The sequence below is a fragment of the Bacillus aerius genome (genome assembly GCF_029894105.1).
Taxonomy (GTDB): Bacteria; Bacillota; Bacilli; order Bacillales; family Bacillaceae; genus Bacillus; species Bacillus altitudinis.
Genome location: NZ_JARYHO010000001.1, coordinates 325499 through 351718, shown reverse-complemented (window position 1 = coordinate 351718; position 26220 = coordinate 325499). Strand labels below are relative to the sequence as shown.

The 26220-nt window shown below is 43.8% G+C and carries 10 protein-coding genes; 6 read left to right on the top strand and 4 right to left on the bottom strand.

All coding sequences use genetic code 11. The features are described 5' to 3' along the window. The first annotated feature begins 179 nt into the window (after window positions 1-179). From M2353_RS01650 to M2353_RS01640, 3 genes are all read left to right on the top strand, one after another. On the top strand, window positions 180-824 hold the full coding sequence (locus tag M2353_RS01650; RefSeq protein WP_058336822.1) for a YczE/YyaS/YitT family protein: 645 nt from the start codon (window positions 180-182) through the stop codon (window positions 822-824). An 85-nt stretch (window positions 825-909) separates the two neighbouring features. Then, complete coding sequence (locus tag M2353_RS01645) at window positions 910-1500, top strand: hypothetical protein (RefSeq protein WP_041508242.1); 591 nt, start codon at window positions 910-912, stop codon at window positions 1498-1500. Between the two features lie 210 nt (window positions 1501-1710). Beyond that, on the top strand, window positions 1711-2412 hold the full coding sequence (locus tag M2353_RS01640; protein ID WP_284724816.1) for a 4'-phosphopantetheinyl transferase family protein: 702 nt from the start codon (window positions 1711-1713) through the stop codon (window positions 2410-2412). Here M2353_RS01640 and M2353_RS01635 read toward each other — a convergent pair. Then, window positions 2399-3736, bottom strand: a complete 1338-nt coding sequence (locus M2353_RS01635; RefSeq protein WP_284724815.1) for an aminotransferase-like domain-containing protein — start codon at window positions 3734-3736, stop codon at window positions 2399-2401. The genes M2353_RS01640 and M2353_RS01635 overlap by 14 nt on opposite strands. 128 nt (window positions 3737-3864) lie before the next feature. Here M2353_RS01635 and M2353_RS01630 point away from each other — a divergent pair, with 128 nt between their 5' ends. The 3 genes from M2353_RS01630 (at window position 3865) to M2353_RS01620 (ending at window position 7023) form a co-directional block, all read left to right on the top strand. Beyond that, complete coding sequence (locus tag M2353_RS01630) at window positions 3865-4794, top strand: DMT family transporter (protein WP_425332862.1); 930 nt, start codon at window positions 3865-3867, stop codon at window positions 4792-4794. Between the two features lie 193 nt (window positions 4795-4987). Then, on the top strand, window positions 4988-6322 hold the full coding sequence (locus M2353_RS01625; protein ID WP_284724814.1) for a hypothetical protein: 1335 nt from the start codon (window positions 4988-4990) through the stop codon (window positions 6320-6322). An 8-nt stretch (window positions 6323-6330) separates the two neighbouring features. Continuing rightward, window positions 6331-7023, top strand: coding sequence for an ABC transporter ATP-binding protein (locus M2353_RS01620; RefSeq protein WP_284724813.1), 693 nt, complete (start codon window positions 6331-6333; stop codon window positions 7021-7023). 79 nt (window positions 7024-7102) lie between these two features. On the opposite strand, the gene M2353_RS01615 is transcribed toward M2353_RS01620, so the two are convergent. From M2353_RS01615 to M2353_RS01605, 3 genes are read right to left on the bottom strand one after another with little or no spacing between them, the layout of a single operon-like run. Next, entirely contained in the window at window positions 7103-7843 is a 741-nt protein-coding gene (locus M2353_RS01615) for a thioesterase II family protein (protein ID WP_024720177.1), read from the bottom strand. A gap of 6 nt (window positions 7844-7849) precedes the next feature. After that, on the bottom strand, window positions 7850-16048 hold the full coding sequence (locus M2353_RS01610; protein WP_284724812.1) for a non-ribosomal peptide synthetase: 8199 nt from the start codon (window positions 16046-16048) through the stop codon (window positions 7850-7852). A 13-nt stretch (window positions 16049-16061) separates the two neighbouring features. Further along, window positions 16062-26204 carry a non-ribosomal peptide synthetase gene (locus M2353_RS01605; protein ID WP_284724811.1) on the bottom strand — a complete coding sequence of 3381 codons (10143 nt, stop codon included), beginning with the start codon at window positions 26202-26204 and terminating at the stop codon, window positions 16062-16064. Window positions 26205-26220 lie beyond the last annotated feature (16 nt).

Below are 26220 nucleotides of genomic sequence, written 5' to 3'. Positions count from 1 at the left end.
GTTCACTTTGTTAAAAAAAACAAGGCAAAAGTCTTGCTCCAAAATTTGATGTTTTCTGCTCTTTTTATGGAAAAAATTCTTTTTATCGAGTAAGCGATTACAATTGAGCAAAGCCATTTAAAGGGGCGTGCGAGTATGTTACGATTGAAATCGAGTGTTTAAGAAAGAAGGGAAAGCTTTTGAAGCGGGAACATCTTTTACGTTGGTTTTTTTATTTTGTTGGATTGATTGTACTTGCTTTTGGACTATCGCTGACAGTGAAAGGAAAGATCCTTGGCATTGGTCCGTGGGACGCTTTTCATTATGGACTGTTTCAGCATTTTGGTTTAACCATTGGACAATGGTCGATCATTATTGGTGCACTCATTGTGACACTGACATCTGTTTTCACGAAATCTTTTCCAAAGATCGGCGCCCTGCTCAATATGGTGCTGATTGGCGTGTTTATTGATTTCTTTAATGCAGTATTACCTGCACCACATGGGTATTTACCTGCTTTATATGTATTTATTACGGGCGTGATTGTGTCTGGGTATGGCGTTGGCATTTATGTCTCAGCTAATCTTGGCGCTGGGCCAAGAGATTCATTAATGCTGCTCATCTCAGCAAAAACAGGGCTGAACGTACAGTGGGTTCGAAATGGTATTGAGTTAACCGTGCTTCTATTTGCATGGATGCTCGGCGGCCCGATTGGCATTGGAACGATTCTGACGGCCATCTTTACTGGACTCGTCCTTCGCTTTTCATTGCCACAATCGACACGGCTCTTGCAGCTGCTCATTACAAAAACAGCGGAGAAACCTGTCCAAACCCTTATCCGATAAGAACAAGCCATTCTACTAAAAGAATGGCTTGTTTTGTGCTAAACTAAATAGACGCAATATTCTTAAAACAGGAGATGATCCTCTGATGCAGCTTTTCCATTATCATTACTGGACACCATTTGTTGAGGAGACGGAGCAGGCGTACACTTCATTAGGCTTTGAAGTAAAGGGTCGTTTCGCAAAGGAAGGTTCCTTTCCCCCTCCGCAGACATGGGATGATTTTAGAGAGAAGAAGCCCTCTTTCCGAATCATTGAGATGAGAAAGGGACAGATCAATATCACATTTGGCTATAGTAAGAAAGTCCTTTTTGATCACATCGGCTTTCTAGTGACTGATGATGAATATGATCAGCTTCTGGTACAAGCGCAAAAGAGAAACTGGGCAATCCAGACCGGGGAGCGAAGAACGTTTCTTTCTACACCAATGCGCTTAAGGCTTGAATTGCAGCGGCGGACAGATGTGATTGAAACTGGTGAAGAAGCAATTGCCGAGATGACGATCGCAGTACCTGATTTGACTCATACACCTGCGGTCGATCAGTTGCTGGACGGTTTGACACAACCTATTCATTGGAAAAAGGGAGAACGTCTCTCTTTACTTGAAGTGAAGATGATGGATTCTCATGGGATGAATACGACCGATCCAAACGGTGTTCACGTCCTCAAACAAGGATAAAAAGCAGCGAGATACGCTGCCTTTTTTATGATTGTTTACGGATTGGAATCCAAATCAATGTCACATGATCTGGAGAATCATCCTTTCCCACTAAATCGAGAACCGCCCGCACCTTCCTGTCATTTTGTGCTTTCATTAAACAGGATGTCTGTTTCTCTTTTGCATGGGTTCATCCAATGGTACAATAAATGTAAAAAATTGAGGTCCGTTATGAAGATTTTCGCTATTCAATTACAACCTTTAGATGATAGAAATGCACGAAAACAAATAGAACAGCTGAAGCCTTTTGTATCACTTGAAAAACGCGCCGCCGCTGAGCGCTTTCGTTTTTTGATCGATGCAAGAAGAACGCTTTTAGGTGAGGTACTGATTCGTCACATCATTCATGAGATGTACGCACTGCCTATGGAACAGATCATTTTTGAAACAGAAGGGAATGGAAAGCCTGTTGTCCGGCAAATTCCTTCTTTTCATTTTAATCTTTCTCACTCTGGTGATTGGGTCGTGGGCGCAGTACATGATGCGCCTGTTGGCATTGATATTGAAGAGATTAAACCGATTGATTTCGCCATTGCCAAACGATTTTTTTCAGCTGACGAATATCAAGATTTACTCTCACAGCCGGCAGAACGGCAGGAAGCCTATTTCTTTCATTTATGGTCCATGAAGGAGGCTTTTATCAAGCTGACAGGGAAGGGAATATCCTATGGTCTTTCATCCTTTACCGCTCGCTTGTCAGAGGATGGACAGGCTACTTTGAGATTACCTGATCACGAAGCCCCTTGCGTTGTCCAAACATATTCGCTTGATCCTGCCTACCAAATGGCCGTTTGTACAAGAAAACCCGCTGCGGCTGAGCACGTCGAGATACTCACTTGTGAGAACATGCTATCTCGCCTTAATAACGTGTGATTTGTTGAAGTGATGACTTTAGCAAATCGACGCCTCGTGCGATTTCCTCTTCTTTTACATGCCAAATGTTCAGTTGAAGTATAGGCTCCTTTTGATAAGTAGAAATGAAATGGCGGTCGATCGGCTGAACCATCACAGAAGCCTTTTTTAGCTGCTGAATGAGCTGATTCATCGGAAGGGACCGGTCGACACGAACGTGGGTATGGGTAGCTGGCTCCTCTTCTCCCAACTCATAAGCGCCTTGATCATTTTTCAAACAGGCCACAAGTTGTTTGGATCGAGCTCTATAGGTCGCCTGCATCCTTTCTCTATGACGCTCAAACATCCCGCTTTTCAAATAAATTTCTAAAGCAGCCTGCGAGAGCATCGAGCTGTCGATATCAATAAGCCGTTTATGTTCACTAAAGGGGCCAATCAGCTCGTTTGGTAAGACGACAGCACCTGTTCTAAGCCCCGGAAAAATGATTTTTGAGAAGCTTTTTAAATAAATGACCTTCCCCGCCTGATCATATGAATAGATCGGGTCTCTTTTTGTATCGAATTCTAAATCAGCCAAATAATCGTCTTCAACGATGTAGACATCATATGCTTCGGCAAGGGCTGCAATCGCTATTTTTTCTTGTTTCGACAGACTCGTTCCAAGCGGGTTTTGAAACCTTGGCATCGTATAGAAAAAGCGAATATCCTCCTCTCGGAAGATACGCTCCAATTCCTGAAGATCGAGTCCTTTTTCCGTCCGCTGAATCCCCCGGACAGGCAGCTGGTTTTTCTCTAAGTATTGGAGGAATAGGTGATAGCCTGGCTGTTCGACCAATATGGTCTGTTTTCCATTTGGAAACGGGATGGTGCTTAAAATCGATAAAGCCAGCTGAATACCAGAAGTCATGACGATCTGTTCTGGAGAGGCAAACACTTGATAATCCGTTAAACGCTTTGAAATGATTGGCAGTAAAGATGGTAATCCATTGGTGGTGCCATAGATAAATAAATCATTTTGATACAGATCAATCGCTTGATTGATGCAGTGCTGAAAATCGACATATGGAAATACAATGGGATCAGGCGCAGAGGAAGCAAAATCAATCCATGTGCTGCCCTTCTTAACGGATGACTGATTGGTTTTCACGACAAAATAGCCACTTCTTTCTACAGAGTACAGCAAGTGTTCACGCTCTAATGTGTCTAGTGCTTTTATGACAGTGCTTTTGCTCACAGCATATTGAGCCGCTAAGTGACGAATGGATGGAATTTTCATTCCAGCATTGTATTCACCGCTCTCGATTTTGTTTTTTATATTCAACACAAGCTGATCATATTTCCTCACAGTACTACCCTCCTTGTACCGGTACAGATATCAATAACTCTTATTGTACACTTTACTTGATCCGTTTACGATAAAAAGACAGAACCGGTCAATTCAACTGAAGCATGCATGCTCGTGTAAGGAGAATTATGATGGATATGTCAAAACAAAAAGCGTATGCTGCTTCGATCGCATACGCTTGTATTATTGGTTTTTCATTCTTGTTTGTCAAAGTAGCCTTAGCATCAGCGAATCCAATTGATGTATTGGCACACCGATTTACCGTTTCTTTCGCAGCCGCTCTTTTGTTATTTCCATTTTTACGAAAAAAGTACCGTTTTTCCATTCAATGGCGTGATCTCATTTACATTGTGCCATTTTCCTTGCTTTATCCTGTGTTGTTTTTTGCATTTCAAGTGTGGGGGTTGATGTTCACCTCTTCATCAGAGGCCGGCATTATTCAGGCGACCATCCCTATTTTGACAATGGTGCTTGCAGCATGGTGTTTAAAGGAACGTCCTACCTCGATTCAGGTGCTGTTTACCATTCTTTCTGTGTCCGGGGTGATGCTCCTCTTTGTGGTGAAGGGAATTGATGTGAAACATTCTCATCTCATTGGTTATGTGCTGATCTTACTTTCAGCCTTATCATCCAGTGCCTATAGCGTATTTGCCAGAGTGATGACACGGCGATTCCATGTCATTGAACTGACTTTCGTGATGACATTCTTTGGATTTGTCTTCTTTAATGCTGCTGCTCTCATTCGGCACTCGGTAAATGCTACACTACCGCAGTTTTTTAGTCCGTTTACGCAGCCATCCTTTGTATGGTCTATGCTCTTTTTAGGCATTCTCTCTTCACTGCTCACAGCGTATTTATCAAACTATGCTCTTTCCCACCTTGAAGCAGCAAAAGTGAGTATCTTTAACAATCTTTCTGCTTTCATTACCATTGCCGCTGGCGTGCTTATTTTACATGAAACGATTGATATGGTTCACCTCATCGGGGCTGTGCTCGTTATTGGCGGAGTGATTGGCGGGAATGTGGTGAGGAAGGGGAATTCAACACAGAAGAACTAGACAAAACTAACAACAAAACCATTTATTGTCTTGTATTTTTTTGTATAATAAGGAGAGAGAACCTTTCCTTATTATACAAACTAAAATGGACGTGTTATGAGTGCATATATTTATAGTATATACAAAGATATTGATCCTCAACGAGTTAAGAGGCTATCAACGTAACAGACCTTATTTATATGTGTTATTTGTGATGAACTACATACTAGCACCACTCTTCCTAGGTGGACTGCTTGCGTTTTTTGTCAAAAACGTATCAATCATCTACATCTCATTTTTCATTTTTTTAACAACGATTCACCTTGATAAAAGTCTTATGCGCATCTTATTTTCTTCAGATAAAAAACAGATGGCCATCCTGAAATTGAATATGGATCAATATATTTTTGGGAAAGATATGAGTAAATTTTTCGGTGTCATGATTGGTTTTATATGCTTTTTTTTAGGTTCTTTCTGCATGATTTTAAACAAACATGCTTTGTATCATTCTTTTATTCTTGGAGCCTTAGGCATTAGCTCGTTATTATTCGGATATTTACTTAGATTGAACTTATTATTACTTCTTACTAGACCTAGATTCTTTTCAATCACACCCATGATTCAATACATCACCACTGGGATCATTGCTTCTTGGATGTTTTTTGTTTTTAAATTCGAATTATTTTCTATTCCTTTTTCTAACCAATTGGTGCTTACGCTTGCTGCTTTGATCTTTCTTACTAGTCTTATTTTGTTAATCAATTGGAAAAAGAACCTTAGATATACGTCTATCTTCCATTCAGATGAGAAGGATAGACATCATCAAAACACAACATCAAGATCTTTCGATCATATTTTATTTTTTGAAATCACCCTTCTTTTGAGAAACCCTCCAATACAATGGTCGGTTTCACTATTTATATTAACAATATCTGGTGGTCTATTTACTCTCATTCTGTATGGTGTTCATACAAACCAAATCGAAACACTGAATATAGAAAATGATTTTTTGTTTATCTTTAGTGTGATATTCCCTATGATTTTTATTTCTAACGCCCTTCAATCTTATGTCTCTTTTGATGTTGATGGTCCCATTATTCCTTTAAAACACAGGTTACCTCACTTTATAAAGAACAAAATAAACTCTAAGTTGATATTATCCGTTTTATTACATATGTTTTTTTGTATTGTATATGCTATCTTTTCTACTTTTACAATAAATGTAGATCACCCCTTTTATGTGATATTTACTTTGTTAGTTAGTAGCGTTTTAATAGGCGTATGCACAGTTGGTTCTACTGTTCTATTTCCTTATTTTAAATGGGAGTATGTGTATCAAGTTCCTAGCACACTGAGCAAATTAACATTAAACCTTTGCTTCAGTTTCATTTTAGGCTTATCCGTTATGTCCTCATATAACCTAGCCTCTTTTATTGCGGCAAATACGATCATGATTGCTTGTACAGTGATCATCATCGTCATCATGTTTTTATTTTGGGATAAAACGATTAACAAAAACTGCAAATCAGTTAAAACATTATTCGAGTGAGGGATTGTATGCTTTCAATTCATGATCTAATCAAGGAATATACAGAGTCCAACTTCAAAATATCAATTCATGAATTACATTTTCATAAAGGCTCAATTGTTGGATTATTAGGCAAAAATGGTGCTGGAAAAACAACCATTCTTGAAATAATCGCGGGGTTGATCACACCAGATAAAGGTGAATTGATCATACCAAAAGATATAGCAAATGGTTTTTCAACTGTCGGTTACATGGAAGATGATCCAACACTTTTTGAAAACTTAACATGCTTCGAATTGATTAAATATCAATCCATGTTAGTTGAACAACCGTTAAATAAAAAACAGATTCAACATTTATTAGAAAAATATGGGCTTGAAAAACAAGCCCATATTCGCTCTTCTTCTCTATCCCGAGGGATGAGGCAGAGAATTTCTTTTATATTAACCACCTTACACAATCCATCTATTATCTTATTAGATGAACCATTTACCGGTCTAGACCCAGCAAATATGACACTTATGAAAAGACAGCTAAGAGAATTTAAGGCTCAAAATAAAACGATCATTCTTTCTACACACATCCTGCAATTTGCCGCTAACTTATGTGACGAGATCCTTTTTATAAATGAAGGACAAATCGTTCATTCAGAAAAAAAACCTTCCGAAGAAATATTTGATGAAGGTCAGCTTGAAAAAAGATTCTTTGAAACGTTATCCTAAATAGCAGTTTCTCTGCGTTTAAAATGATATTCAGCTATAGAAAACAACGGCCCTCGTTTGACGGGGCCGTTGTTTTCTTTTATTGGCTGATGAATTGCCTTTTTGTTGTCTGCTCAATGACATGCCTCATATGTTCTGCGAACTGCTCGAGGTGTGTGTTGATATACATGTGGCCTCCTTCGAAATCAGTGCGTTCGATGGCGTTTGCCCATGTTAGCCAGCCGTCTGCGTCTTCCATACATTTCTTATCTTGCTTTCCGTTCAATAAATAAACGGGTGATTCAATGATTGTTTTGTCTGTATGCTGGAAGGATTCTAATGCTTGATAGTCGGCACGTAAGGATGGTGTAAAGTAATCCATCATTGGCTTGTTCTCTAACAATTCCTTTGGAATCCCGCCCATTTCAGCGATATGCTGAACAAATGCTTCATTCGATAAATGGGTCAATATTTGTCTTTTTGTTTGCGGCGGCTGAATGGCAGAAATGACAACTGCTGCCGGATCGATGCCTTCCTTTTCTAGCAGCTGAGTCAGCCTGTACACCACAAGTCCGCCCATGGAATGTCCGAACAAAATAAATGGACGGTTTAATTTGCCTGTCAGTCCTTCTTTATACAATTCAGCCAGCCGATCAATGCTTGTTTCAAGCGGCATGAGGTTCGTTCCATGACCCGGAGGTTCTGCTGCTGTCACTTCGGCCGTGTCCTTCAGCTGTTCAAAGAGCGGACGGTAAGAGGCGGAATATCCGCCTGCAAAAGGAAAACAAATAAGCTGAATGAGATCTGATTTTTTTTCAAAGGTTTTAAATAATTGGTTCATACGTCCTTACCCCTTTACGATCGTTTCAAGAATCTGCGCAAGTTGATCTGCCTGCGGTCTTTTCATCATGGTCACATGGTCGCCTTTTATTTGATAATACGAGCACGTTTCTCTCGTGTAAGCTTCCCAATCGGCAAATTTCTTCTGGAAATCTGTGGCGTGTTCGCTGCTTTGTATAATATAAAACGGCACAGAGAATGGGTCTTTTTCTAATTCAATGGCTTGTGACATGATGGTATTATGAGTCTGCATTTGCAAGTATTTATCTAAATAGTGATCATTCATAAATTGATGAACGACTTCATCCTTTTCTGCTTCTTTGAGGATTTTCTGCTTCACTTCTTGGAAGCTGAGCCCTTGTAATGCTTCTGGTTTGATGCCGACGAGGTTCCCCATACCTAGGACGAGGGCGAGCATTTTCACTTCTTCTTCGTTCATATCGGCATGAAGCGCTTGATCTGCCTCATCTCTTAATACCGGAACCGTATCTAAAATGATCAATCCTTTTGGCGCTTTTCCTGCATGACAGAGTCTCTGATTCATTCCGTAAGCAAGATGTCCGCCCATGGAATGCCCTGCCAAATAATCAATGCCTGGTCGATAGAATGTCTCAATGGCTTCAATAAAAATGGTGACAAGCTCTGTATAATGAAGGAATTGTGGTTCTTCATCCTCATACAAGCCTGGAGACTGCAAGGCGTAAACAGCTCCTTCATGTGTCATGAGCTTGGCCACATCGATATACCCCATCACCGTTCCACCAGCAGGCGGTGCAAAGAAAATTCTCGGTTCAGCCGGATCCCCTTTTTTCAACTCGATCACATAGTCTTTCGGCGCTCTTTCGACATGCTCGCCTGTTTCTGGCACTGTGTCCAAATATGCCGCTAACTGCGCTGGCGCTGGGTGCATGAAAATCCACTTCGGATCAACACGGACACCTTTTTCTTTTAATTTGGCAACGGCTTGAATACTCATAATGGAATCTCCACCTAAATCAAAGAATGAATCATGAATTCCTACTCGTTTGACACCAAGCACTTCACTGAAAGCTGTCACAATTAGCTGCTGTGTTTCTGTTGCCGGTTGATCGTCTTCATGTGAGGAAGAGACTGCGTCTGTCGGCTCCGGCAATGCTTTTTGATCAACCTTCCCATTTGTTGTGACAGGAATTGCGTCAAGTACGATAAAGTAACTTGGAATCATATAGCCTGGCAGGCTTTCCTGTAAAAATGCTTTCCATCCGGGAACAGGCTCTCCCCCATCTGTGACAAGGTAGGCTGCCAGCCGTTTTGAGCTGCCGTACGTTTTAGCAATGACGGTACATTCTTTTACTTGTGGGTGTTTGAGCAGGGCTGTCTCAATTTCTCCACATTCAATTCGGTAGCCTCTAATTTTGACCAAGTTGTCTTTTCGGCCAAGGTATTCAATACTGCCATCAGACCGCCATTTCCCTAGGTCACCGGAACGATAAAGTTTGTCCCCTTTTAATGCCGGGAATGGATTGTCAATAAACCGCTCCTGCGTGCGCTCTGGGTCATGCAGATATCCTTTTGCCACCCCTGTTCCGCCGATATAGATTTCTCCTTTGACGCCTGTAGGTACTGGATTGAGATGATCATCTAGTATGACAACCGTTGAGTTGGCGACTGGCACACCGATTGGCACTGATCTTGCATCCTCGGGTACGTGTGTGACTTGATAAGTGGTCGCTAATGTTGTGTTTTCTGTTGGACCGTAAGCATTGATCAGCACACCCTTCATATGCGGCAATGCCTTTCGTGCATGCTCACTAGACATGGCTTCTCCGCCAACAAGTAATGTACGGTATCCAGCTACACTTTTTGGATCATGCTCAATCAGCCGGTTGAATAATGCAGTTGGCAAACAGTTGGCTGTGACTTGATGCATTTTGATTAAACGAGTTAATTCGTCCATATTCAGAGCAGCATATTTCGGGATCAGAACCAGCTGACCGCCATTGAGCAGCATTCCCCATAATTCAAAGGTAAAGGCATCAAATGCATAGTTAGACAGCTGAAGCATTTTATCTTCTGAACCAAGCTCAATATAGTTTGTTTCTTTCACTAAGCGGACCACTCCTGCATGAGGAAGCATCACGCCTTTTGGTGTGCCTGTTGAGCCTGAAGTGTAGTTAACATAGGCAAGCTGGTCTTCTCCTACAATCGATTTTTCCCTTTGATACACTGCGCCTGTTTCTGGTAACGGCTTGTCCATTTCAATCTTTGTGCCGCTCAGATCGTCTAAACGATTGATCAGATGCGACTGGGTTAAGATGATATCGCTTTGTGTATCGCGAACGATCAGACCGATGCGGGCATCTGGATACTCAGGTGACATCGGTACATAAGCAGCACCCGACTTGACGATCCCTAGAACTGAGACCATCATGTCAAACGAACGATCAAACAGCATCGGGACAAGTGAACCTGGTCCAACGCCCTTTGACTGTAAATAGGCAGCCAGTTTTGTCGCCTTCTCGTCTAAATCTTGATACGTCATATGCTCTTCCATATAAGATACAGCAATCCGGTGCGGGTCACGCTGCACTTGTTCTTCAAATAATTCTTGCAGCGTACGCTTTGGATAAGGCGTGTCAGTTTGATTTTTCCCTATGATCATGGCATCCTGTTCTGTTTTGTCCATGACGCAAAAGTCAGCAAATGTCCGTTCAGGCTGAGCCGTCATGCCATCTAACAGATTGAGATAATAATTCATCATACGGTGGATCGTTTCTTGCTCAAATAAATCCGTATTATATTCCACATGGATAGACAGCTTGTCCTCCTGCTCAAATACATGCAAGGTGAGATCAAATTTAGAGACGGTATGATGGACCATCACTTGTTCCGATGTCAGTCCTTTTAGGTTGATATCCAGCGAATCAGTGACATACCCCATGGCGACTTGGAAGATTGGTGAACGACTTAGGTCTCTATCCATTGAAAGGTCATCCACAAGCTTGTCGAATGGATAATGCTGATGCTCAAAGGCTTTTAACGTCATTTCTTTCACCTTTGCCAGTAAATCGGCAAAGGTATCGGCTTTTGAAACGTCCTGTCTCAGCGCCAACGTATTGACAAACATGCCGACGAGCTTCTCTGATTGTTCGACATCACGGCCAGCGATCGGCGATCCAACAATGACATCTGTTTGTCCAGACAACTTGTGAAGCAGGACATAATAGGCTGACAACATCGTCATAAATAGTGTTGTCCCCTGCTGCCTCGACAAGTCATGTAAACGCCGAACAAGCGGTTCATCTATCACGATTTTCTCTGTAGCTCCATTAAATGTTTGAATCGGCGGACGAGGACGGTCAAACGGGAGCTCTAATACCGGCAACTCTCCTTGTAACGTTTCTAGCCAATAGCTCTGAGCCTCATGGTGGTTCTTTAATTGCTCATTCTCCCAATGAACATAATCGGTCCATTCAATCTCAAGTGCTGGTAGCTCAGGCGTTTTCTCTAATAATAGCGCACCATACACGACTTCTAATTCTTGAATAAGCAGGCTGAGCGACCATGCATCGGAAATGATATGATGCTGCGCACAAAGCAAGTAATATTCCTCTTTCCCCATATCAACAATTGTCCATTGTGCAAGCGGTCCCCGTTCTAAGTCATAGATGCGGTTCGCCTCTTGCTGGATCAGCTGTTCCAATCTTCTCGCTCTTGTTTTTTCATTAAATAATGAGAAGTTCGCAACGGTTACTGATGGCGGAAGATCTTCACGGATGACTTGAACCGGCTTGCCGCCAATGGTTTGAAATGTTGCGCGCAGTGCTTCATGACGTTTTGTTAAGAGACCGATCGCCTTTGTTAACGTTTGGATGTGTAATTGGCCCATCAGCTTCCAAGCACCTAATATATTGTAATGATGGCTCTTTTCTAATGTAGATAAGAACCAAATTCGCTTTTGAGCGTGTGACAGTTCATAGCTTGTTCGTTTTTCCAGCTTTGGAATGCTGGCTTCCTGAATAGCTGGTGCTCCATTGATGTCATCGACCATTTGTGCCAAGTGTGCCAGATTCTTGCTTTCAAATAATATTTTTAGCGGTGCCTTTATTGAAAACTCATGATTAATACGAGAAATCGTTTGAGTGGCCTTTAATGAATGTCCACCAAGGTCAAAGAACTGATCCTCTTTGTACACACGATCGACTTCTAAAATATCCTCCCAGATGGCCGCAAGCACCTGCTCTGTCTTCGTTTCTGGCAATTGCTTTTCAAACGGCTGTGCGTGTTTGTGATGGAACTGTTTGAGGGCTTCGTGATCAATAGAGCCATCTTGTTTTTTCGGTATATCTTCCACTTGCCTGATGTCCCATTTCCCCTCTATGATGTCTGTGATCTTGTCAGCATCCACTTCTTTGCCTGATTGCACCGTATAGTACAGTTTCTTTTCAAAATGTGGTATTGGTGCTGGTTGAAGATGTTCAGCGATTTCTTGATTCGCCCCATCTAGGCCAATAAATAGATGCGCTTCATTCAGCCGAACACCTAGACATAATGAATGGATTCCTTGTTTTTTTCCAATCAATTGAAAGCCCTTGCGAACGGTTAGCGCGGCCCCAGTATGTCCCTTAGACAAACCAAGATTATCCCACATGCTGAAATTCAGCGAAATCGCTCTTCTTCCCTCATGATAGGTAAGGGCATGTGCGAGTCCATCTAAAAAGCTGTTCGCCGCAGAATATGCGCCAAATGTGGTGCCGCCAAAAAAGCCATTTACTGATCCAAAAAAGACGAGTGGAACTGACGGGTCATGCTTGAAAGCTTCCTGCAGCACCCAAGCACCATCTGCCTTCCCTGAAAGTTCTTTGACGAAATCTTCTTCTGTTGTATGAGCTAGTGTGTACGTATCCACATGCTGAAAGTGCTCAGATACATTGCCAGCACCGGCTAAATGAAGCGCTCCTCGGATCGACTGTCCGAAATGCTTTTCTGCTTCATAAATCGCCCGCTCGACGTCACATAAATTCGTCACATCGGCTTGTACATAAAGAACGTCTCCCTGATCTTTAAGTTGTGAGAATGACGCCTCTTTTTCTCTGTCTTCTTCAAGAGATGTCCGTCCAATTAACACGAGCTTCAAGCCAAATTGGAGCATTTGCTTAGACAGTTCAAATCCAATACCGCCAAGCCCGCCAGTCAGCAAGTACAAGCCTTCATATTCTAAAAACCCTTCTGTCTGAGGTGCCGTCATCATATTCACTTTTTCCAACTTTGGTACGAGGCGCTGGCCATGCCGGTAAGACACTTCTGCTTTCAAATGAATCGCACCTAGTTCGTCCGCAATATGTTTGGCATCCTGTTCCACATTCTCCGCTTCAATATCAAGGTGAGACACTTCTGCCCCTTCCCATTCTTGCGGGATGGTTTTTAATAATCCGGCAAGAGACGTTTTCTCCACATGAAGCTCATCTTGCGGTTTTACCAATTGACCACCTTTTGTGACAACAACGAGACGCATCGGCTCTTTATTTTCTTGTCTCAATGCTTGATACAAATACAAAATGGATTGGCTAGTGCTTGCATTCAGTTCTTTGAACTGCGCAGGGCTCGCAATCATCTCCGTGTCTGATACATTCCACAAGTGGAGCATACGGTCAATTTTTAATTCATCGGCTTCAAGCGCCGCCACAAGCCTGACGTAATCCCCCTTGATTCGAGGGTTCATCTGATACATCCCTTTTGACAGGCGTAAAAATTCATAACCCTTTTTTACAGAAACATAAGGCAGGTTCATTTGTTCAAATTGTGTATAAAGCGATTGATAAAGCCCTTTTTCATCCTCAAATACGAGTACATGATCAGTGGATACTGGCTGAGATGGACCGATATTCTCTTTTACCCAAATACGTTTAAAGAACCAATCTGGGAGGGTTTGTTCATTTTCTGAAGCAAGATCAAGTGCACGTTCAATGTCATGAAATACCCCATCTTTCAGTGCCGCACCTAGTTGGGCACGTTGGATTTTTCCGCTTTCTGTTTTCGGAAATTGGTCTTTTTTCACCGGAATGATATGGTCAGGTTCGATTCCCATTTTGCGAATGATGCTCTCTCTAATCTGCTGAATCATTGTGATTTGATCCTCTATCGAATCCTTCTGTGTGACAAAAAAGACGGCGAGTGTGTCATTACTTGATTCGGGATTGTAAATACCGTACGCAGCGGCAAAGGTGACTTCAACCCCCTCAACTTCTTCCACAACGGCTTCAATTTCGTAATTCAAATAGTTCGCTCCGTTGATGACGATGATATCCTTTTCCCGTCCTGTGAGGACTAGGCGCCCTTCATGAATAAATCCTAAATCTCCTGTATGAAACCAGCCGTTTTCCGCAAATACTTCTTCATTGGCTTCCTCATTTTGATAGTAGCCCATCATAATCGTTGGACTCTTCACCTGCAAGCGGCCGACTTGATCTTCTGGCAACACTTGGTGATGCTCGTCTACAATCCGAATCCATACAGAAGGGATTGGTGCACCGACTTCTGTAAAAGTCATCTTGTGCGGATGATCGTGCGTCACATATTGAATCTCACTTGTTAATGTGGTCTGATCAATGGTCAGTTGTCCACCCTGATCATCATGACGCATGAATTCTTTTGACTGGACAATGGCTGATGATGTTTCTGACATGCCATAAGCCGGCACCATCGCATGGCGGCTTAATCCGTGCTCACCCATGATGTGCATGAAACGCTGCGTCACTTTAGGAACAACTGCTTCGGCGGCGTTCATGATATAGGTCAAGGTGGAGAGATCCCATCTCCCTTTGCGAATGTCGTCTTCATATTCATTCATCATCGCAAAGGCAAAGTTTGGCGCCCACGTCCTTGTGACACCGTATCTTTCTACCCAATCCAGCCACACCATCGGCCGTTCGATAAATTGATCAATGGATGGACTAATTTGCTGGCAGCCGAGGTAGACATCATGGACATGAAACATGACAATGCCCCCTACATGATCAAGCGGCATCCAGTTCATTGATACATCCTCATGCGTGAAACCATTTGCCTGCTCAAAGGAAATGATTCTAGATAAAATGCTTTGATGGTTGTGCCGGATACACTTTGGCACACCCGTACTGCCTGAGGACAGCAGCTGAAGCACAGGCTCATCTGGCTCTGGCTCATAATGCTGTTCATCTGGGTCACAGGCAAGTAATGTTTCAATTGTTAAAATCGGAATCGCTTTTGATTCAAACGTTTTACGTAGCCCTGCAATGTCCTCAGCACTCGCTTCGTTTGTAATAATGAATGGCTCATTTTGAAGCTGAAATACGCCCTTGAGCTTGTTCACACCTTGATTCATTTCATCATACACAGGTGGTACAGAGACTGGGGTTGGAATGATTCCACCGAGAATACAGCCCCAGAATACTGTGATAAAATCTTGATGGTCTTTCAATTGAAGCAGCACTTGATCGCCGTTTGAAAGTCCGGCTGCCCTTAATCCAGATAGGACACGTTCCGCTCCTGTGAGTAATTCCGGGTAAGTCCGGATCACCTCATGACCGCCTTCTTTGAGATACGTGACTCCGCGATTTGGTGACATAAAGGCGGCTCGGATCAATACCTCTGTCAATGTGACTGGTGTACCTGGTTTTCTGATCACATCACCTCCATAAACAAGAGCTGGTGGTTTTTCTTGTACGGAGGATTGTATGGTTTGGCTGACTTCATCTTTTGAAAACGATTCGTTTCCATTTGTACGCTGTCTATCTGGGAAGAGGTCATCTAAATGATAGGGTGTTTGTTTTTCTGTCTGACTCTCTATCAAAACGGCTGCTTCCTCTACTCCATCTATGGCTTTCGTGCGTTCTTCTATCTTTCTTCGTTCCTCTTCATCTAGTACATCAATGGCAAGCAGCGCCTCGGTATCGACCGCTCCACTTTCTTTTCGCGGCAAGGAAGGGACGAGGACGAGTGCGGCTGGCACTTCATCAGGATGAAGCGGGCCTTTCATCATATCCTCTCTTGTCAACGAAGGGTCCTTCGCCTGTGCAAACAGCACAAGCGATAGGCCTCCTTCTTGATTTTTCTTCGGGATGAGCGCACATTCCTTTAGTGGAAAGTGAAGCATGAAGACTTTCTCTAATGCTTTGAGATCGATTCGTTTTCCATTGATCCTGACAATATGATTTGCTGCATTTCCTTTTCGTCTACTAACTAGCATTCTTCTTCTCCTCCTACATCCAATCCAAAATCTGAATCTTGCTTTCTTCCGTCCAAACGCCGACATCCCCTGTCGGATAAAGATATTCGCCTGTTTGATGTTTGAATGGATGCGGAATTTTATGCGCCTCCATCCAATCGGCTAGCTCTCCAAAAAGTGCTTTGATCTCTTTGGCGCCGATAAAAATATCTCCAGGAAATCCAATCGGCATGAGCTGATGTTCTTCATTCAAGACATATATTTCCGTTTCATAGGCAGGATCATGTACGCCTGCATAAACTTCTTCTTGGTCTGGGTATAGCACGCTGACATGTGCGTTTTTCGCCCAATCACTGATCATCCGCTCTTTTTCCTCATTTGTCACAATGGTGAAGGAAGATAGCGGCGTATCCACTTGTTCTGTCATGGCTTCAAGGGTGTGAATCAGCTGCTGCATCAGCGTTTGTATTTGCTTTTCTGTATATTGATTTAAGTTGTATGTGATCCGAAGCTCCAGCGTATCTCCCGGCACTGCGACAAGGGTTAAGTCATAATTTGTTTCTTCATGACTGGCGATGTCTAAAATGCGTACGCCATACGGCTCAATGGACTCAATCGGATAGTTTTCAAACACGACAATGCTGTGAAACAATGCCTCTCCATTTGGAATTTCCGTCATCTGCTGAATATCTGGCAGTACGGTATACTCGTATTCTCTCATCTGAAAAACGGTTTCCTGTGTATGGGCAAGCAATCGCGCAATCGTCCAGTCCGAATGGATCGGTAGACGAAGCGGCAATGTGTTAATAAAGAGCCCTGTCATGCTTTCCACTTCTGGTAAGTCGGCTGGCCGGCCAGATACGGTCACCCCAAATATGACATCCTCTGCGCCCGAATGAAGGTGCAAGAGCAATCCCCACGCTGATTGAATCAGTGTGCTCATCGTGACCTTCTGCTTGCCAGTCAACTTCTCCAGCTTCTGCTGCGTCTCTGGCGTCAGTTTGACGCTGGACTGCGCCATGCTTGCTTCTTGGTCTGAAGCATGTTCTTCGCCGTCTCCTGGAAGCGGTGTTGCTTCCTCTACGCCTGACATATAACGCTGCCAGAATTCTTGCGCCTTCTCTTGATCCTGCTTTTGCAGCCATTCGATAAAATCTTTATATGGACGGACTGTAGAAAGACTGATCTCTCGTTCGTCCACAAGAGAGCGATACAGCGCAAAAGATTCCTGAATAAAACTGAACAAACTCCAGCCATCGATTAAAATGTGATGAAAACTAAAGACAAACGTGCATCTTTCCTCATCACAACGGAATAAAGCAATCCGAATCAGCGGTTCATCTATATGGTCTAAATTGAAATCCTTTGAACGATCAGATACTAAAAATTGTTCGATTGTCTCTTCTTGCTCCGCATCACTCAGGTGGCGCACATCGTGCTGAGTGAGGTGGATGCTTCCTTCTGATTGAATGAACTGAACAGGCTCCTTCAGCCCTTCCCAAGCGAATTTTGTTCTCAAAATCGAATGACGTTCTACAAGAAGGTTCCAAGCTTGTTCATAGGCATCACCGTTTGTTAAGCCTTGGAGCGTCATATGCACCTGACCAAAATAAGCTTGTGTGGCTTGATCTAGCAGTGCATGAAACAGCATTCCTTGCTGCATTGGAGACAGCGGATACACATCGACTACATTGTCTGGAAGTTCATCTATTTGCTTTTGCGTGAGCTGAACCATTGGAAAATCAGATGGTGTAAAGCCGCCGCTCGTTTCAACACAATGCGTCAAGATGATCTCCATTTTTTCTTTAAAACGTTCAGGTAACAACCGCACCTCTTGATCTTGCAGCAGTTCCCGATTGATTATAAAGTTCATCTGCAACTGACCATCTGTCACATATCCATACACATCGATCAAATGCTGTCTTTCTGCTTTCGGATCGTGAACATGTCCATTTCGTTCGTCTGCGATATAAAGCTTGGCTTCGCCATCTGCCTGATCTAACTGACCGAGGTAATTGAAACTCATCTGCGGCGTTACCGTTTTGAGTAAACGAGATTCTGTCATGTATTGAAGCAAACCATAGCCGATTCCCTTTTGCGGCACAGCTCGTAAGGTTTCTTTGACGTCTTTGATTTGTCTTGCAACATCGGTTTGTATAAAAGGAATAAAAATAGGATAAGAGCTTGTAAACCAGCCGACTGTCCGTGACAAATCCATCTGTTCAAATAAATCCTCGCGTCCATGCCCTTCTAACGTGATGAGCATTGGCTTTCCAATGGCTTGCGTGAGTCCTGATAACAGTAAATCGTTAATCTCTGTTCGGTATGCTTGTGAGGCCTGTCTAAGTAACATATCTGTTTGTTCCTTTGTGAGCTGAACCGACAGGATCTCTGCATGTTCTTCTATATTAGAAAGCGCAGGCAGTTGGAAAGGAGAACCTTCTTCCTCTTGATCCTTGATTTTTTGCCAAAAAGAGGCCTGCGCTTGTAATTGATCTGTTTGTGCATATTCATATAAGGCATCTGCCCACTGCTTATAGGAGGCGGTTTTTTTCGCAAATATGATGTCCTGCCCCGTAGCAAGCTGTTTCAATCCATTTAGTATATCTTCTTGTATCATGCGCCATGATATGCCATCCATGACGAGATGGTGTGCGGCAATAAAGAGCTCAGACGTGTCTTCACCTGTATGAAAAAGAATGGCTTTGATCACTTCTCCGCGTTCTAATGACAATGTTCCTTGACAGGCACTTGTCTCCAAGCGGATTTGTTCCCGTGCTTCCTCCTGAGATACATCCGTCACATCAAAGAATGTGACACATGGTGTGACACCAGGCTCACGAATGGTTTGAATCCATGTGCCATCTGCCTCTTTTGTATAGATAGCTCTCAGCATATCGTGATGATCGACCAGTTTTGAAAGAACCTGTGTTAACTGTTCATGTGGAACAGATCGCTTCATTTCAATATGCGCCGATAGATTCCAATAATCTTGATTGGTCATCGATTGCTCAAAGAACCAAGATTGAATCGGGAGAAGACGAACCTCTCCTGTCACAGGTGATTGATCATAGACAGTAGAGACCTCTGCCTTTCTCATCGCTTGTGCGAGTTGTGAGATGGTCTGTTTTTCAAATACATCTCTCGGCTGGATGACGTAGCCTTCCTGTGCTAAGCGTGCCACCATTTGTATGACAATAATGGAATCTCCGCCAAGCTCAAAGTAGTTATCATGGACGCCAATAGAAGGAACGCCTAGCAGCTGAGACCACACTTTTTCTAACACACGTTCTTCCTCAGTAGCTGCTTTGTCAATGGCTGTTTCTACTTCTTCTTGTCTCCACTCTGGCGGCGGAAGACGCTTTTGGTCTACCTTGCCATTTGGCGTGAGCGGTAATTCATTCAGCTCTATTAATAGGCTTGGCACCATATAATCTGGCAGAATGTCTTTTAAGTTATGGCGAATGTCTTGCGTGGTCATGCCGCCTTTTTGGACAAAATAACCGATCAATCGCTTATGACCACTCTCATGCTGATGCGGGATAACAGCACATTCTGTGATGTCATCAAATGTCAGCATAGCGGCTTCAATTTCTCCGCATTCCACGCGGTGTCCACGAATTTTCACTTGATGATCGATTCTTCCAAGACAGTCAATGATGCCATTTGACAGCCAACGGCCCATATCGCCAGTTTTATATAAACGCGCTCCTTCTTGGAAAGGATGCGGGATAAATGATGATGCTGTTTTTTCTTCATCTCCAAGGTAACCAAGTGCTAGCCCTGTGCCGCCAACATAAATTTCGCCGATGACGCCTTGCGGAACTGGCTGCATTTGGTCATCTAATACATAAGCTTGTGAATAAGCAATAGGCTGTCCAATCGGGACCGTCGCCTGATCTTCTTCCAGTGCCCGAATATGATGCACACAGGAGAATGTTGTATTCTCTGTTGGTCCATAACCATTTAAAAGCCCTTCAGGCAAATACGGTAGTGCTTTTCGGATATGAGCGGCTGATAAGGCATCTCCGCCGACCAATAATGCATGAAGTCCAGATAAAGCTTCTGGATGTTCTTCTGTTAAACGGTTGAACAGCGGCACAGTCAAGAACCCTGTTGTAATCTGATGAGTTTTTAGTGCTTCCGCTAATGTATCCATTGATAAAATGGTATTTCGATCCGTCAGTATGAGCCTTCCCCCGTTTAAAAGGGCACCCCATATTTCATACGTAAAAGCATCAAAAGAGAAGCTGGCGATTTGTAAAATGCGCGTTTGTTCATTAAGGGTGACATAGTCTGTTTCACACACAAGCCGGACGACCGCTTGATGCGGGATCAGTACTCCTTTTGGATGTCCAGTTGACCCCGATGTGTAATTGATATAAGCAAGTCCATCAGGTCTTAGTGCAGCGGGCATGACCTCTGCTTCTGGTAAAAATTCTTCATACCCTTGATCAAGACAAATGAGTTCGGTTTGATGGATGGATACTTTTTTCAGCCATTCATTTTTTGTCAGTAAAAGCTGAATCCCTGTATCTCTCAGCATATAATCAATGCGGGCATCTGGATATTCAGGATCAATTGGCACATAAGCCCCGCCTGCTTTCACAATGGCCAGCACCCCAAGAATCATTTCAGGCGATCTGTCGATGAGCAGTCCAACTGGTTCATGCGGCGTCACGCCTCGCTGCTGCAAATAGGCTGCTAGTCGATCGACTTTTTCATGTAACTCTTGGTACGTCCACTCATCTCCTTGGAATTCGAGCGCCACTGCATGAGGTGTCTTTTTCACTTGCGCTTCAAATCGTTCCGTCATAAGCAGCGGACCTTTTGGTTGATCAGTCTTGCCGCTCCATTCATAGAGCAATTGATGCTTTTCTTTCTCTGGCAGGAAATTCACTTGTCTGATCGGCTGCGCTGGATTTTCACAAATGCTTTCAAGCAGGTGCTCGTAGTATGCGAGGAATCGCTCCATCGTGTCATCAGAAAATAAATCCGCATGATACTCAAGTTTTAACTGAAGGCCTTCAGCTCCTTCAAACACAAACAGGGAGAGATCAAATTTCGCTGTATCATTATCTTCAATGGCTAAAACCGACGTCGCCTCTCCCATTGGAGAAGCTTCAAGCGGTAGGTTTTGCAGAACAAACATGACCTGAAACAGCGGCTGCTTACTGGCATCACGCACAATATTCAATTCATCGACCACCATCTCAAACGGCACATCCTGATGTGCATAAGCACCGACGGTTGTCTCCTTCACTCGCTCTAATAATTCCGTAAAGGCTGGATTCCCGCTATGGTCGATCCGAAGCGCCAATGTATTCACGAAAAATCCGATTAAATGCTCCATTTCCGTTCGATTTCTCCCAGCAATGACCGAGCCAATGACAAACTCATCCTGTGAAGACAATCGATGTAAAAGCGTAGAGAAAGCCGACAGCAAGGTCATATACAGTGTGCTGTCTGTTTTCTTGGATAGCGCCGCAATCTTTTTAGACAGTGACTTCGACAGCTGATATGTTTTCGTCTTCCCTTTGTAGGATTGAACGGCCGGCCGCGGATGATCATACGGCAATACCAAATCTTCAACAGGTGCCGCAAATTGCTCCTTCCAATAGGCAAGCTGCTTACGCAATGGCTCTCCTGTCAAATACTCCTTCTGCCACAGTGCGTAATCCGCATATTGAATAGGCAATGCCGGCAAGTGAGGCTCCCGCCCTTCGATCGCCGCTGTATACCACTCAGATAATTCTCTTGCAACAATGCCAATCGACCAGCCATCTGACACGATGTGGTGAATGGACATAAGCAAGATATGCTCTGCGGGTGAAAGTCGAATCAGCTTCACTCGAAAGAGCGCTTCGTGTTCTAATTGAAAAGGTGTGGATGCCTCTTCTTTCGCCCATTCAGCCGCTTTTTGTTCTTTCTCTTCCTGTGACGCTATGCCTGAAAGGTCCATCACCTCAAGCTCTGGCAGGGCCATCTGTTCATGAATGACCTGTACCGGTTCATCCCCGCTCATCGTAAAGGACGTTCTGAGCGATTCATGCCTTTCCACCATATGATGCAGACTTTCCTGAAGCACCTTGATATCTAAAGGCCCATTCATCCGAAACGAAATCGTATTATTGTAAAATGGCAGATCCGGCTCTAATTGATAGAGGAACCACTGTCTTTGCTGGGCATAAGACATCGGAATGTCCTGACCCTTCTCCATTTTTCTCATCGGAATCACTTCATCTGCTTTGGCATTTGAATCGATCCAGTCTGCTAATTCTCCGAGTCTCGTATGTTCAAACAACACAGCAAGCGGCACGTCAAACCCTGTTTTTTGCCTAACCGCAGACAGCATTTGCGTCGCCTTCAGCGAATGACCTCCTAGTAAAAAGAAATGATCGCCGCAGTTGACATCTGAGACACCGAGCAGCTCTGACCAAATGTGTGCGAGCAGTTTCTCCGTTTCTGTGTGAGGTGCTCTGTTGTCTGCATCCATTCCGCTTTCCTCTATTAATTCATGAAAATATGCCTCGTCTGGCGATCCATCTTCTGTTTCTTTCCAATATTCCTCAGGAAACAAATGTACGGCATATTCACCAGATAGACAGGACTGTAAACATGTATGAATCGATTGATAAAGCCGCTCTTCCACCGCCTTTGTTTGATCCGTTTTGAAAAAGACGTAAAAGGTCTGCTCTGTTTGCATCTCCGCATCCGCATGGATCATCTCGTGAATCTCTTTCTTCGATCGATCCAATCCCGCATAAATGAGCGGAGCATCTGTCATCAGACATGCGAGCATCGTTTGGAAGCCTGCCTGCTTTGAAATTGGAAGATAACCTCTTTCTTTTAAAATGCCTTTTATCATGGAGCCTTCACTCATGCCAATCTCGTCCCACATGCTGAAACTAAAGCAATATGGCTTCACTGTAGATGTCAGCTTCTGATAATGAGCAAATTGTTCCACGAACTCATTGGCAGCGCAATAGGCGCCGACAGTCATACCGCCCTTTAGCGTTCGGGCTGACGAGCTGGAAAGAAATAAAACATTCCTGCGTTTGGAGGCAGCTTCATGAAGCGCAATCGTTCCATATACCTTCGCTTCGTACATGTCATTCAGAGACACAGATGTCATATCAGCAAGTAGTTCTTCTTGAATGATACCTGCGAAATGAATGATGCCATCCAGCCTTTGATTTCCAGCGACCTCATGTCTAGAGATGATCGCTTCCACCTCTTTTTCAGCCGTGATGTCTGCTTTCTCATACAGAACCTTGCCGCCATGCACTTTTGCCTTTTTTTCTAGCAAAGACAATGTCTCTTGCTGGTCACTAGAAAGTGCCTTTCTCTCTTTCCTTCCAAGCAACACGAGATGTGCTTGATAAGATGTCAGTAGGTGTTCACTGACTAAACGTCCAATTCCGCCTAGCCCGCCTGTTATGACATAAAGCCCAGATGATTCAAATGGCGGCTCTTTCCTTTTCTGTTCCTTTTCCAAATGAAGAGGTGCTAAAAAGGGAATATAACGAACACCTTGACGATAAGCAGCGACATGACGGTCTTGGTCATGTGTGAGTTCTGCCATAATCTCCATTGCATGGGAATGACTAGATACCGATTCTGCTAGTGAAAAATCAAGACATTGCACCTTGATAAACGGCCATTCATGCTGAATTGCTGTCATCAGTCCTAAAGTCGTTGCTTTTTCTACATCGTGGATTTGATCCTCCGGCACATTCATCGCATGGGTTGAGACAAAAGTGATGGCCACCTGCTCCTCATAGACGGAAATGGCTTTTGTTAAAAATAATGCACTCATGCTGCCCGTTTTCTGCGCTTGTTTCGCCTTGGCCACATAAAGCTTGTCTTCTTGGTTTGTATAGTTCCAAAGGTGAATGATGTGTTTCACCGAAACGCCATACGAACGGAGCGTCTCAAAGAGTTGTTCGTAGTCAGACGGCCGATTCGGGTGGATGATGAAGTGAGTGTGTGTGAGTTGTTTGAACGCTTGACCCGGTTCAACCGTAATGTATGTTTGTTCACTGTTTGCAAAAGATTTCAATTGATCTGCCAGTCCTAATGGATCTGCGAAGATCACAACGTCCCCTACGATCTGCTTGTCAGCTGCATCAAGTGGAGCAGGTATCCACTTCTTTTGATAACTCGAATCAGGCAAGGTATGTTCATTTTCAAGTCTCATATCCATTTCCATGATCATTTCATCAAATTCGCCTTCTTGCCATCTTGTCTTGAGCTGTGCCCTTTCTATTTTTCCAGAGCTTGTTTTGGGAAATGCATGCTTCTGGACAGGAATGATGCGAGATGCAGACAAGCCCATTTTTGTTGCAATATGGGATTTAATGTGCTGACTTGCCCTCATAATATAAGTCGGCTCATACAGCTTCGGTGTAAAAAAGAGAATCAGTTCATCGGATGCAGAAGCCTCCATTCGGACGGAACAAGCAGCCACAAAGCTCGTTTCTACTCCCGGTACTTCCTCTGCTATGGCTTCAATTTCATAGTTGTGATAGTTTTTCCCGTTGATGATAATCATGTCTTTTTCTCTACCGGTTAGTGTCAGCCTTCCTTCGTGCAGGAAACCTAAATCACCTGTGTGAAACCAGCCATCCGCTTGAAATACTTCTTGATTCGCTTCGTCATTCCGGTAATAGCCCTTCATGGTGGTTGGGCCTTTTATTTGTACACGGCCAATATGATCTTCTGGAAGAAGCTCATGCTGATGATTGACGATGCGTATCGTGATACCTGGAATCGGTTTGCCCAACTCAGTAAAGCTGACAGTTCCTGTCTCACGTGCTTCTGCTGGTCTTAGCTGCTCTGTCAGCGATGTTTCTTCAAAGGTCAGAACCCCGCTGTTTTCATCTCCACGCTCAATCGCAAAGGAAAACACAACCGCTGATGAGATTTCAGACATGCCGAAAGCCGGTCTAATCACATCTCCCTTTAAGCCGTGCGGAGCAAGCAGGTGTAGAAATCGGTGGATGGTTTTTGGAACGACCGCCTCTGCCCCATTGATCATGCAGGTCATCGCCGACAGATCCCAAGACCCTGATGAAATCTCTTTCTCATAATCATTGATCATCGCAAATGCAAAGTTAGGTGCCCATGTCTTCGTTGCACGGTAGCGGTCCATCCAGTCAAGCCACCGCAGCGGCTGAGCGATAAAGTCATCTGTTCTTGCCCGAATCTGCTCGCAGCCTGTGTACACATTGACAAGGTGGAACATCACGATGCCACCAATATGATCTAAAGGCATCCAGTCTAACGAGACATCCTCTTGTGTAAATTGATTCGCTGCCACTGTTCCTTTGACGTTCGCCAGCACACTTCTATGGGAATGCTCTACACACTTTGGCATCCCTGTACTTCCAGACGTTAAGATAAAGAAGACGGAATCATCCGGCGCGGCAGGGTGAGCGGCTGTATCCCTTTCTAATGTCAGCATCGGCTCAACTGCTACGACACGTAATTGGTCTGTATGCCACAGTAAGGCTAACCCTTGCACCTCCTCGATCAGTGAGTCATCTGTTAGGATGAGCGGATGCTCGAGCAGCTTCCAAGCATGATGAAGCTTCTTCACTGCAGCATTCATCTCCCGATAGGTTGGGGCAGCCGACACAAGCGTTGGAACAAATCCGCCTAATACACATGCCCAAAAGGCAGTGACCATGGCATGATTCGATGAGAATTGAAAGAAAACAGGATCGCCTGCCTTCAGCCCCAGTGCCCTTAAACCAGTCAGAACCCTCTCGGCGTCTCCTTGTAACTGTGCATAAGATTGTGTGAGTTCGTTCTTGCTATTCACGATATACGTAAGCCCATTTGTCGTTTTTGCAGCCTCTGTTAAGACTTCCTGTAAGGTCTGTGCGCCTTGTGTGACGTCGAGATCCCCTCCATAGGAAAGAGCGGGCGGCATGTCGGCCAAAGCAGGTACAGCCGTTTGCGTCTGTATCGCTTCCGCTGCGGCCTCCTGCTCAATGTGCTTGTCGAGAAATAAATGAGAGAGGTGATACGGCCGCGGTCGAATGGTTTTTTCACGTGAAAAAACAGCGAAGCGTTCGATTTCGTTGGTTTGTAAAATGGTTGTCTTTACATCTTGTAAAATCGCATCCATTGATTCATGTCTACTCGTTTGGTTAATGGTTGATGGTTTCATATGAGTTCCTTTCCTT